This is a genomic window from Clostridium sp. YIM B02569 (assembly GCF_022320765.1).
GTDB lineage: Bacteria > Bacillota > Clostridia > Clostridiales > Clostridiaceae > Clostridium > Clostridium beijerinckii.
Map to the genome: position 1 here is coordinate 205,177 of NZ_JAKJJX010000002.1, position 13,153 is coordinate 218,329.

Annotated in this window: 11 protein-coding genes; 9 read left to right on the forward strand and 2 right to left on the reverse strand. The window is 29.7% G+C overall.

The genetic code is table 11. The features are described from left to right. The first annotated feature begins 1,002 nt into the window (after window positions 1-1,002). The 7 genes from L3B96_RS02550 to L3B96_RS02580 all read left to right on the forward strand — a co-directional run bounded on the left by L3B96_RS02550 (window position 1,003) and on the right by L3B96_RS02580 (window position 8,646). Window positions 1,003-2,958 (forward strand): BglG family transcription antiterminator, encoded by a 1,956-nt coding sequence (locus tag L3B96_RS02550; protein ID WP_238858730.1) that lies wholly within the window; start codon window positions 1,003-1,005, stop codon window positions 2,956-2,958. Window positions 2,959-2,978: 20 nt separating this feature from the next. Continuing rightward, window positions 2,979-3,446, forward strand: a complete 468-nt coding sequence (locus tag L3B96_RS02555) for a PTS sugar transporter subunit IIA (RefSeq protein WP_238858731.1) — start codon at window positions 2,979-2,981, stop codon at window positions 3,444-3,446. Window positions 3,447-3,473: 27 nt separating this feature from the next. Continuing rightward, complete coding sequence (gatB, locus tag L3B96_RS02560) at window positions 3,474-3,752, forward strand: PTS galactitol transporter subunit IIB (protein WP_041900287.1); 279 nt, start codon at window positions 3,474-3,476, stop codon at window positions 3,750-3,752. A gap of 38 nt (window positions 3,753-3,790) precedes the next feature. Continuing rightward, window positions 3,791-5,173: a galactitol-specific PTS transporter subunit IIC gene (locus L3B96_RS02565; protein WP_238858732.1), complete on the forward strand. Its 1,383-nt coding sequence runs from the start codon at window positions 3,791-3,793 to the stop codon at window positions 5,171-5,173. Continuing rightward, window positions 5,145-6,185, forward strand: a complete 1,041-nt coding sequence (locus tag L3B96_RS02570; protein WP_238858733.1) for a galactitol-1-phosphate 5-dehydrogenase — start codon at window positions 5,145-5,147, stop codon at window positions 6,183-6,185. The genes L3B96_RS02565 and L3B96_RS02570 overlap by 29 nt, the downstream gene beginning before the upstream one ends. A 15-nt stretch (window positions 6,186-6,200) precedes the next feature. Further along, window positions 6,201-7,058: a tagatose bisphosphate family class II aldolase gene (locus L3B96_RS02575; protein WP_238858734.1), complete on the forward strand. Its 858-nt coding sequence runs from the start codon at window positions 6,201-6,203 to the stop codon at window positions 7,056-7,058. Window positions 7,059-7,311: 253 nt separating this feature from the next. Further along, the gene (locus tag L3B96_RS02580; RefSeq protein WP_238858735.1) at window positions 7,312-8,646 is read left to right on the forward strand and encodes a class II D-tagatose-bisphosphate aldolase, non-catalytic subunit; all 1,335 of its coding nucleotides are present in this window, start codon (window positions 7,312-7,314) and stop codon (window positions 8,644-8,646) included. A 65-nt stretch (window positions 8,647-8,711) separates the two neighbouring features. Here the strand turns inward: L3B96_RS02580 and L3B96_RS02585 are convergent, their stop codons facing one another. Beyond that, complete coding sequence (locus L3B96_RS02585; protein ID WP_238858736.1) at window positions 8,712-9,845, reverse strand: cadherin-like beta sandwich domain-containing protein; 1,134 nt, start codon at window positions 9,843-9,845, stop codon at window positions 8,712-8,714. Between the two features lie 246 nt (window positions 9,846-10,091). Further along, window positions 10,092-11,096, reverse strand: coding sequence for a C40 family peptidase (locus L3B96_RS02590; RefSeq protein WP_023974323.1), 1,005 nt, complete (start codon window positions 11,094-11,096; stop codon window positions 10,092-10,094). Between the two features lie 265 nt (window positions 11,097-11,361). On the opposite strand from L3B96_RS02590, the gene L3B96_RS02595 reads away from it, so the two are divergent. Both L3B96_RS02595 and L3B96_RS02600 read left to right on the forward strand, forming a co-directional pair. Beyond that, window positions 11,362-12,453, forward strand: a complete 1,092-nt coding sequence (locus L3B96_RS02595; protein WP_017212064.1) for an AI-2E family transporter — start codon at window positions 11,362-11,364, stop codon at window positions 12,451-12,453. 368 nt (window positions 12,454-12,821) lie between these two features. Next, a complete protein-coding gene (locus tag L3B96_RS02600) occupies window positions 12,822-13,022 on the forward strand; it encodes a hypothetical protein (RefSeq protein WP_238858737.1) in 201 nt (66 codons plus the stop codon). The last annotated feature ends 131 nt before the right edge of the window (window positions 13,023-13,153 follow it).

Below are 13,153 nucleotides of genomic sequence, written 5' to 3' on the forward strand. Positions count from 1 at the left end.
AAACTCCCCACTAAAAATATAAATGAGGGAGCATTTAAGCTTAAGCTACTTCATATTCAGTAACTTTTCTTTCTGTTAATTTAGCAGAGTCTTTTCTTACAAAGGCTCTAGATTCTACGGCAAAAGTAAGCGTAAAAAAATTAAAGGATAAATAAATGTAAACCTCTATTGTTAAAATTATCATAGATTTTAACAATGGAGGTTTATTTATATGAATAATAATGAAAATATCAATTGGAGAGAAATTGTTTCTGACCTTTCTTATTAGAGAGAAAAATTAGAAAATTTTTTCAGGAATTCCAAGCAAAGTGATCCCTTATATAAAAGTATAGCTTTTAATGGATTATTATCTCATGTTGTGAGCATGAAATATCAACATGAACTGGATAATAAGTTGTGCAAATGAACTTCGGTTTATTTTTAATTATGTGAAAAAGGAACTACTAAAAAGAAATTATACTCATGTCGATAAAACATATGTGAATATTATTAGAGAAAACTGAAAAGATTCGAATTTAATAATTCTCTATGACTGCTAGAAAACAAGGTTTGGCTCATATTATAAGAAAATTCTTTGAAATAATATCCACCTTAAGCATGAAACTTTAAATAAATCATACGTACCAGAAGAGTTTAATCATTGAGAGTAACTTTATGAAAAGGAACGCGCTAAAAAATATATAACATGGTCTGAAAACACTTAAGATGGACTGCTCATTAAGACCACCTATAAAACTCAACCCAACAGAGAATATAAGTTTTTCTGTTGGGTTTATTTTATCACTTAAATTATTCTATCACTATGTATTAATTTTCTTTGACACTTACCTTGAATCTTAACATTATATCAAGATCACTAAAGAGATATAAGACTATACTTTTTATTAAGATGGTAATATATTCGCAATCAAAGGATATCTTATTTCCTTAAATAAAGGAAATATATTGACTATGCTATAATATATATCTTTGATAAACTTTAATCATACCGGAGGGATTCAAATGGTAAATATGCTAAGTAAAAGGATCGCAAATATTTTAAAGTTATTATTAGAAAGTAAGAAACCTTTGACGAGTGAAGAAATATCAAAATTTTTAGGGGTATCCTCTAGAACAGTAAGGAGTGATATTAAGGCTTTAAATGATTTACTGAAAAAAAATGGAGGCATAATAAACTCAGAAAAATCAAAAGGATATACTTTATTAGTTAGTAACAAGATTTTATTTAATAAATTTGAGGATGAAAACGTGGAAAAGGATGATAAACATTTACTTGAAGTAAAGGTTTCCACACCGGAAGAACGCATTTCTTATATAATAACAAAGTTACTTTTAAATGCATTAAATGATAGGCAGATAACTCAAATGGATTTGGCAGAAGAAATGTTTATAAGCTTATCTACATTGAAGAATGATCTTAAAGAGGTTGAAAAAAATTTGGCCAAATATGATTTGAAAATAATTGGCTACAAGACAAAGGGGATGATGATCTACGGAAATGAAGCGCAGATAAGGTATTGTATTTCTGAGTATATATTTAGTAACAATAAGTCAAATTGTATAGATGATAATGAATTCTATAAAAATATATTTAATGGAATAGACTTAAGGACATTAAAAGAGATAGTGTTAAAAATCATTTCTAAATATTCGATAAGACTCACCGATGCCGCTTTCGAAAATATACTAACGCATATTGCAATAACAATTAAAAGATCTAGCAATAAAAATTTAATTGTATACAGTATAGATCAGATAAATGTAATTGAAAAGACATCAGAATTACCAGTTGTAAAAGAAATAGTGAAAGAAATCTATGAAAAATTAAACATCTATTTAATTGGAACAGAAATATATTATATAACCCAGCACTTAATAGCAAGCAAAAAATATTTAAATATAATTGAGAATGAAGATATTGATGAATGTGATTATATAGTGCAATTGATAGTTAATAGAGTAAAAGAAATTACAGAAATTGATTTTTCGGATGATGGTCAATTAATAACAGGTTTGAAAATTCATCTAAAAATTGCAATAAGCAGAATGAAATTTGATATGAATATTAGAAATGATATGCTTGAAGTTATAAAAAATAATTATCCGCTAGCTTTTCAGATAGCAGTTATAGCAAGTAAGGTAATAGAGGAAAAGGAACAAGTTATTGTTGATGAAAATGAAATAGGATATGTAGCGATACATTTTGGAGCAGCTTTAAGCAGAAAGGGAATTAATAACGAAGTAAATTATAAGACAGCAGTAATAGTGTGCTCAACAGGTATAGGAACAGCTTTTCTAATTAAGGCGAAAATAGAAGAATATTTTAAGACCAAGATAAAAGTAATTAAGACCATATCAGGATATGAGCTAGATGAAAAATTAATTAATAGCGTAGATTTAATCTTAACAACAATTCCTATTAGAAAAATAAATTCTGAAAAAATAGTCCAAGTAGGTAACTTGCTAGATGAGAATGATATAAAGAAAATTCAAGATAAATTATTAGGAAAAGATAATTCAAATGAATTAAGGTATGAGGATTTTTTTAGAAAAGAGTGTTTTTACAAAAGTAAAAACTTAAAAAATAGAAATGAAGTTATAGAATTCTTAACAAATGAGATGATATCAAAAGGTTTTATGACAGATAAGGGAAAAGAATCAATTTTTGAGAGAGAAGAAATGTCTTCTACAGAAATTGGACATTTAGTAGCAATACCTCATCCAATAGAAAATGATACAAAGATTTCATCTATATCAATTTTAGTTTTGGAGAAGCCTATAATATGGGATGAACTACCTGTGCAAGTTGTATTTTTAATAAGTATATCAAATGATAAATTTAAACTGTGGGAAACAGTATTTATGAAGATGTTTAAATATTTAGTAGAAGAAAATGGAGTAAAAGAATTAATAAAAAACAAGAATTATGACAAGTTCATAAATAATTTTATTAAGTAAACTTTAAGGATGTGAAAAATGTGGATATAAATGATTTAGTAAAAGATGAATTAATAGATATAGCACAAGAAGATTTAGAATATAAGGAAGTCATAAGTTATTTGGGAAATTTGCTTCTAAAAAATGATTATATAAAAGAAGATTATATAAAAGATGTACTTTTACGAGAAGAAATATTTCCAACAGGATTAGAGCTTAAGAATATGGGAATAGCAATACCTCACGCAAATCCTAATAACGTTTTAAAAAATGGAATAGCTATTTTAAAATTAAAGAATCCAGTTAGGTTTTCAAATATGGAAACAGGAGATGATGTATATGTGAATATTGTATTTATGCTGGCACTAAAGGATCCTGATGATCATTTGAAAATGCTTCAAAGTTTATTTTTAATGTTTCAAAAGGAAGAGGTTATGGATGAGTTAGCTAATGTACAAAGTGATAAAAATATAAAGATAATAATGTTAAGAAATTTAAAATATAGCTAAAAATTATTAAATTTAGGAGGAATAAATATGAAAAAAGTCATAGTAGCATGTGGTGGAGCTGTAGCAACTTCTACAGTGGCAGCTAACGCAATAAAGGACCTTTGCAAAGAACATGGTATAAAAATAGAAATAATACAAATAAGAATGTCAGAAATAGAAAGTAGCTGTGATGGAGTAGACTTAATAGTTACAACAGCTAGAATGAAAAAGGATTTTGGCGGAATTCCATATGTAAATGGTATGGCATTCCTAACAGGAATAAATAGAGAATCCATCGAAGAACAGATTTTAAGTTATTTAAGATAACTTAATATAAAAAATTTTAAATAGGAGGAGTAATAATTATGGAATATTTATTAAGTGTTATTCAGTACTTTGTAGACCTAGGAGCATCTGTAATGCTTCCAATTGTAATCTTTGTAGTAGCCTTATGTTTAGGACAAAAGCCAGGCAAAGCATTAAAATCTGGTATTTCAATAGGTATAGGTTTTATTGGTATAGGTTTAGTTATCGGTCTTATGTTAAATAACTTAGCACCAGCAGCTTCAGCTATGGCAAAACATTTTGGACTTAGCATGAGTGTAGTTGATATAGGGTGGCCAGGTTCATCACCAATGACTTGGGCAAGCAATATAGCATTAATTGCAATTCCAACAGCCATAGTTGTCAATATAATTATGTTGGTACTTAAACTAACTAGAGTTGTAAATATTGATATATGGAATATATGGCATTATGCATTTACAGGTGCTTTATTACACTTAGCAACAGGTAGTTTTTTAATTGGTATGATAGGTATTGTTATACATGCAGCATTAAGTTATAAATTTGGAGATTGGTTCTCACCAATTGTTGAAGATTATTTTGGACTTGAAGGCGTTGCTATACCTCATGGAACTTCTGCATATTTAGGACCAATAGCAGTTCCAATAGACTGTCTTTTAAATAAGATTCCAGTAATAAAGGATATTGATATAAACACAGATAAGATAGAGAAAAAGTTTGGCGTTGTTGGGGATCCAGCTATAATGGGTGGAATTCTAGGAGTAATAATAGGAATATTAGCAGGGTATGATGTTAAGGGAATTTTGACCTTAGGTATGCAGATGGCAGCTGTTATGATTCTTATGCCTCAAGTTGTAAAGCATATCATGACAGGTTTGCTTCCAGTTTCAGAAGCAGCTAAGAAGATGCTAGAAAAAAGATTTAAGGGAGGAAACTTCTATATTGGCTTAGATCCAGCATTATTATTGGGTGATCCAACAGTTGTTACCGCATCATTAATATTTATACCACTTACTATAGTAATAGCTATGATTGTACCTGGAAATCAAATATTGCCATTTGGTGATTTAGCAACTATAGGTTTCTTCGTAGCAATGGCAGTTGGTATTCATAAAGGAAATTTATTCAGAACATTAATATCAGGAAGTGTCATAATGTTTGTAACTATATGGATATCTAACCAAACAATTGGATTACACACAATACTTGCACAAAATGCAGGACAGCTAAAAGATGGTGTAACTAAAGTGGCATCTTTAGATCAAGGAGGTTCACCAATTACTTATATATTAACTCAAATATTTAACACAACTAATGTAATGGGACTTGTAGTGATTGCTGCATTATATGCATTCTGCTTAATATTTACCTATGGATGGTATAAAAACAAAAAGAAAGAGATGATGATAGCTGATGGCACATATGAAAGCACTAATAATTGAAGATGTAAAAAAAATATTATATAAGGATATTGATATTCCAAAAGTTGAAAAAGATAATGTATTAATCCGCGTTAAAGCATGTGGAATATGCGGATCAGATATACCTCGTGTAAGAGATGGGGCAGTTCATAGCTTTCCACAAGTAATAGGCCACGAATTTTCAGGTGAAATTGCAGAAATAGGAGATAAAGTAAAGGACTATAAAGTTGGAGACAGGGTTACGGCAGCACCTCTTATACCATGTGGAAAATGTGAAAATTGTCAAAAAGGCAGGCCAGCGATGTGTACAAGTTATTCTTTTATAGGTTCTAGAGAACAAGGTGCTATGGCGGAATATGTTGCAGTCCCTAGTAAAAATATTATAAAGCTAGCTGATAACGTAACATATGAGCAAGGAGCATGCATAGAACCAATAACAGTAGCATTACATGGAGTGGAGAGAGTAAATATAATTTCAGGAAAAAAAGCGATAGTTTATGGTTGCGGTACAATTGGAATTTTACTAATGCAATGTTTAAAGGCTAAAGGTATAGAAAAGATATATGTAATAGATATAGATGATTTTAAATTATCAATTGCAAAAGAACTAGGTGCATATGAAGTGATTAATCCTTTAAAAACAGATGTTAAAGAGTATTTTTATAAGCATGGAAAAGCTGATTATGTTTTTGAGACTGCAGGTGTTAATTTCATACAGAGTGAAGTATTAAATTTAGTAGCTAGGCTAGGAAGCGTAGTATATGTTGGAACAGCTCATAAGGATATAACTATAGATCATAAAACTTTTGAGAATATTTTAAGGGGAGAATTAAATATAACAGGTTCCTGGATGTCATACTCAGCACCATTTCCAGGAAATGAGTGGAAAGCTGCAGTAGAGTATTTAGAATCGGGGAAAATAAATGTAGATAAGATTATAACGCATAAATTTAAATTAGAAGAAGGATATAGTGCATTTGAAGCTATGCTTAGTAAAGATGAAAATTCATTAAAGGTAATGTATACACTATAAAAATGGAGGTAGAAAATGAAATTATTATCAACAAGGGAAATGCTTTTGAAAGCCCAAAGAGAAGGATACGCAGTACCAGCATTTAATATACACAATCTTGAAACATTGCAGGTTGTAGTAGAAACAGCAATGGAAATGAGATCGCCAGTAATTATAGCTGGAACACCATCAACAATAGAAGAATATGCGGGTCCAGATTATATTAAGGCAATGGCAGAAGTAGCAGCACAAAAGTATGATATTCCAATAGCTATACATTTAGACCATTTTGAAGACGTACAAGCAATAAAGAGAGATATAGATATTGGCTTTAGATCATGTATGATTGATGCATCGAAGTATGATTTTGAGAAAAATATTTCAATAGTAAAAGATGTAGTAGAATATGCTCATAGGTTTGATGCAACTGTTGAAGCTGAACTTGGGAAATTGGGAGGAAGAGAAGACGATTTAGTTATAAGTGAAAAAGATGCTATTTATACAAATCCAGATGATGCAGCGGAGTTCGTAAAAAGAACTAAGGTAGATTCACTTGCAGTTGCTATAGGAACTGCTCATGGATTATACAAAGGTGAGGTAATGCTTGATTTTAATAGGTTAAAAGAAATCAGAGATAAAGTAAGCGTGCCATTAGTATTGCATGGAGCATCAGATGTAGCAGATGACTTAGTAAAGAAAGCTATTTCATTTGGGATATGTAAGGTGAATATTGCTACTGATTTAAAGATTACATTTTCTAATGCAGTTAAAAGATATTTTGAAAAGAATCCTGATGCAAATGATCCAAGAAAGTATATGACTCCGGGCAAAGAAGCTATGAAAGAAATGGTAAAGCACAAAATCGAAGTATGCGGAAGTGCAAATAAATACTAAGAATAAAGCATAGATAGAACATGAAAAATGTCGATATGTTTAGATTTAAATGATTAACTAATATAATGAATAGAAATTTAAATAAAAAAAATCTTAGGAATAGATACACCAAACCTAAGAAAAATAAAATTAAATGAAATATACACATTTTATTATAGAAAATGTGTATATTTCATTTAATTTTATTATAGAAAATTGCAGATAAAAAATCAATAGAATTAAGAATTTAAGATGGTTAAATGGAGGTCTTATAATGTTTGTTAAGAATCCCATGTTAGATATAGTTAAAAAGCAGAAGAATGGAATAAAGAAGGGGATTTATTCTGCCTGTACAGCAAATGAATATGTAATTGAAGTGGTTTTGGAAAGAGCGCTGAAAGCAAAAGAGCCGGCGTTAATTGAAGCTACTGCAAATCAAGTGAATCAATTTGGAGGCTACACTGGAATGAAGCCTAAGGATTATGTGAATTTTATTTTAGAAATAGCAAAGAAAGTAGGTTTTCCTAAAGAAAAAATAATACTTGGTGGAGATCATCTTGGACCATTAACTTGGATTGAGGAAAATGCTAGTGAGGCTATGAAAAAATCCAAAGAGCTAATAAGAGAGTATATTCTAGCTGGATTTACTAAAATTCACATTGATACAAGTATGAAGGTTGCAGATGATAAAAAATCTGAAGTTTTAGACACGGCTGTTATAGCGGAAAGAGGAGCTGTACTTTGTGAAGTTGCAGAAGAAGCCTATAAGGAATTATTACAAAGTTTTCCTGATGCGATTGAGCCTGTTTATGTAGTTGGAAGTGAGGTGCCGATTCCAGGAGGAGCACAAGAAGAAGAAAGTATACAAGTTACAAAGGTTGAAGATTTCGAAGCTACGGTGGAAACTTTTAAAAATGCCTTTTATAATCGAAACTTACATGAGGCATGGAAAAAAGTTATAGGTGTTGTAGTTCAGCCTGGAGTTGAATTTGGCGATGAATCAGTTCATGAATACAATAGAGAAGCAGCTAGGGAGTTAACAGAAGCACTAAGTAAATATGATAACATTGTATTTGAAGGACATTCTACAGATTACCAGACAGCTGATAGTTTGAAGAAAATGGTTGAAGACGGGATAGCAATACTAAAAGTTGGACCAGCTTTAACATTTGCACTTAGAGAGGGACTTTTCGCTTTGAGCTATATGGAAAATGAATTATTTAAATATGATGCAGATGTAGAAATTTCAAATTTTATTGAAGTACTTGATAAAGCAATGATCAAAAACCCAAGCAATTGGAGGAAACATTATCATGGAGCAGGCAGTAAAATTAAATATGCTAGAAAATATAGCTACTCTGATAGATCAAGATACTATTTTCCAACAGAAGAAGTAATATACGCACAAAATATTTTAATAAAAAATATGAAGTCTGTGGAGATACCGTTGACTTTAATAAATCAATTTATGCCAATTCAATATAATAAGATAAGAAATGGATTGTTAAGGAATGATCCAGAGGAACTTATTAAAGATTGGGTAGTTAATTGCGTTGATGAATATATTTATGCATCAACTCCATCAGAAGTGAGTAAACAAGTTATTTAAAAAATTAGGCAGCTAGTTCTTGCATTCTACACAAGATTAGCTGCTAGTTTTTTATTTTAAAAGGATTATTTAGTATAAGTCCCATCAGAACCTAGTTTATATCCATCGATTGTGGTATTTTTAGCCATAGTTCCTGATTCTCTTAGATAATACCATTTTCCAGAAGAATCTTTTATCCAGCCTGTTTTCATTGCACCGCTTGCATCAAAGTAATACCAGTCATTTCCGATTAATGTCCATCCCACAGCCATAGTTCCGTCAGCTTTTCTATATTGCCAGCAGGCTTCTGCTTGTACAATTTGAGAGGTTTGATTAGTTGCGGTAGTACTATTATTTGAAGCTACTTGCGAACTGTTACCTCTTGTTACAACTAAATAGTATTCTCTAGTTTTATGATCAGAATTTATAATTCTAATTTTTATAATATTTTTTCCTTCATCTAAAGATACGAGTCTTGTATCTTTATCATCACTAGGATCTAAATCTTTGTCATTAATCGATAATTTATAGCTTTGTTGCTCTGGAACAGCTTTAACATTAATATAAGATATATTTTCATCAACATTTATATTTTGTACAGGTTCTGTTTTATCAAAGGAGAAATCGATTTTATTACTATTAGGATCAAATAAAACTAGTCGATTTAAGTAAATATCATCATAGTTTTTTAGAGTTATTGTATTATCATCTATAGTTTCTTCGGTATCGCCATCAATAACACTATCTTCATCATTCATTTCTCTTTCTACAACAAGTTCATATTCTAGGGAATAATTGCTATCAGAGGCGTTTTTAGAATCATAAAGTCTTATATAAATAGTCTTGCTTTGACCTTCCGCGATATTTATTTTACCATAGATATCACTTAGCTTTATATTTTCATTTCCAACAAAGACTCTTATATCAGCGGCCTTAGTTTCAATGGTGCTCAAGTTAAAGCTAGTTTTATTAGAAGGAATTTTTGAATATATAACTACTGGAATTTTGTCGCCTTTTTTTACTCTATAATCTCCTTTACGAGTTATACTATTGTATATTGACAAAATAGAACCTTCTGATGTTAGATCTAAAGATGTTATTTCATCTCCAGAGTATGCATAAGCGCATTTTTCTCCTATGCTCATAGTTGATGGCATCCATGTATAAAAAGCTGTACTTATAACGGTAAATATAATAATTTTTTTTACATTTTTGTTCATGATAAATCGCCTCCACAATAATTATGTATTCGATTAAATTATACCATTTTATATATATTCTATAAATACTAAAATATTACAATATATTATCTTATGAAAATTTACAAAATAAAGCAGCTAGTTTCTTTAATTAAACTAGCTGCTTTGCTTATAGTATATAATTTTATTTTTCGATATATGTTGCAATTAATCTTATACATCTCAGTATTAATTTAGTACTTAGCTTACTAAAGTTTTAAGTTAATATTAATTTAAAACTCTACCAAAATATTTCATATTTGAGGTGCTTAACTTACTTATTTTAACGACATCGCCAGTGTGAGGAGCCTGAATATACATATCATATCCTATGTACATACCTACATGAGTTGAATCTGAAACTTTATTGAAGACTAAATCCCCAGGTTTAATTTCTGCCATGCTAATAGGCTTGGCAAAACTTTGCTGTTCTTGTGATGTTCTTGGTATAGCGATCCCTTTAGAATTAAAGACATACTGCATAAGTCCGGAGCAATCAAACCCTTCAGGAGATTCCCCTCCCCACAAATATGGAACTTTCAAATATTTCTCTGCTTCTTCTATAACTCCTTTAGCCTGATCTGTAATATCAGAAGGTAATGTTACAGGAATAGTGATTCCTATATCCCCTGTTAATAGTGCGTTATTATCTTGTACATATTTTAAGAGCGTATCTTTTTTATCTTCCAAGTCCTTAATTTGTTTTTCAACATCATCTTTATCAGTTTGTAATTCTTGATTTTCTTTTTCTATAGTGGTTTTAATGTTTAAAAGATTGTCTTCTGATTTTTTTGTTTCTAAAATTAAATCTTTATCGCTTGTACAAATTTGAGAAATCAATGACACTCTTTTTAATGCATCTAAAATATCACCTGAAGAAAATAAGGCGTCTAAATATTGTAATGGTGTAGCTTCAAAGCCTCCATTGAATTGAATGCCCTTTAATCGTTCAGATAACTGGTTTTCTCTTTCAGTAAATTGTGTTTGGGTTAAATCGAGCTTAACTTGGTTATCTTTTATATCATTTTCTTTTTCAAGAATTTGCTCTTTTAGTTGATTTAACTTATCCATGTTATATTCAATTTCATTATCGTATTCCTGTATGTTTTGTATAGCTTGTTCAAGTGTTAAGTTGCTATCATTAGGGTCCGCCAATGCTGGTACTGAGTTGCATATTGACGTAATAAGTAGCGCTGAAGCCACTATCGCCCCAATTCTATTATTTTTTTTCATCTTATCCTCCTTTATGCCTACTCTATAGATATGGTTTTTGTAAAGTAGAATAGATTATTTAATATTATCCGATAACTTATATTATACTACAAACAACTTACAAAATAATTGCAATTTATTAAGATTTTATTAAAATGTTAAGGTAAATGGTTCCAGAGCATAATTATTTTATTTAAATTTATTAATATGGAAAGGTTTATTGGAATTTCTTGTTTTAAGCATATGATTTATAGGATATAATAATTACTAGAAGGGGGAATAAGATGTGAATTTCTTAAGAGAACTATTTAAAAAAGATATAGTCAGAAGAATTTGCGTTCTTCTTATTATTGTATTTTTTATGTATATATTAAGATCAATGCTTAATCTATTTTTACTTACATTTTTCTTTACATATATTGCATACAGTCTACAAGTAGGAATTACGAAACGGTTAGATAAGTTTATAAAGGTGAAACCGATAATAGTAACATTATTTTTATACATATTCATGACATCTATTATTATCTTTGCAAGTTATAGGTATATACCAATAATTATTAGACAGCTTACAGAGATTGGGATGAAAATATCTAGATTTGATTTTAGAGATATTGGTGGGGAAGTTTTATCTACGTACATTGTACCATACTTTGGAAAGGTTGATTTCATGTCATTTTTTAAGAATTCTGAAATAAATGATTTATTGAAATTTGATCAATTTTTGAAATATGCTTCAAATATAGGTACTTGGAGTTTTAATATATTTGTGTCTTTAATATTAAGCCTCTTTTTTATGGTTGAAAGAGAGAAAATCAAAGAATTTTTCTCAGAGTTTCAAGATAGTAAGATTGCCATATTATATAGGTATACAAAAGATTTTGGAATAAATTTTTTGAATTCATTTGGAAAAGTAATTCAGGCTCAAATAATTATTGCATTTGTTAATAGTATTTTATCTGTTATATCTCTTTTTGCATTGGGATTTCCGCAAGTTTTAGGCCTTGGAGTTATGATTTTCTTATTTAGCTTAGTCCCAGTTGCAGGAACAATTGCATCGTTAATACCTTTAAGTATAATAGCATACACAGTTGGCGGTTTTAAAATGATTTTATATATTCTTATAATTATCGCAGTTTTACATGCACTTGAGAGTTATGTATTGAACCCTAGGTTTATGGCAGATAAGACTGAATTACCAGTCTTTGTCGTATTTATTACACTTTTAGTATCAGAGCATTTTATGGGAGTTTGGGGGTTATTACTTGGAGTGCCTCTTTTAATGTTTGTATTAGATTTGTTGAATATCAAACCAAGATCTAAAAATGGAAAGCATAGAAAACTTGTGACACTTAAGAAAAAACGCATTGTTGAGTAAAATTACTCCCTAAAACTTTAGAAGGAAATATCTTAGCTAGGTTAAAACTATTGGTTTCAGCCTAGCTTTTATTTTATGCTTTAATGCTCATAAAACCACCTACTAAGTGAATTTATCAGCCTAAAGTAGATAATTTCACTTAGCAGGTAGGCTTAACTTCTAATTTTATTCAAGAATTATATTTTAAATAGAGTACAGTACAAAGGGCAAATGTTTAGAGATATTTGTATATATTTGAGTATTTATTAATCAAAGTATTTGGTGTTCATTTGAATAATCACATAATTTTCACATAACTATTTCATACTGGGTAATGGTGAGTGATTTTCCATTATGTAGATAAATCAATTATAAGTAAGATTTATATTATGAAATATATCTTAACTAGAAATAAGAATTATGCTTTTGTGAAATGTTTCATTAGGAATTTGATGGTTTTGATTCTTAGATTAAAAGTTGTTCCAAGTATGCTAGTTCAAAGCATGTCTTTGAGGCTAGCATCTTGGATGCAACTTGTGATCTTAGAATCATCCATCATAAATTCCTTAGAAACTGGAACAACAGCATAATTCTCATTTCGGCGAGATATATGAATAAGTATAGATTATAGTTGGATATCTATAATCATTAGCAAAGCACAAAAGAATCTAAGATTTATGAGTGAAAAATATTCAAATATCAAGAGGAAGGGTGATATTTA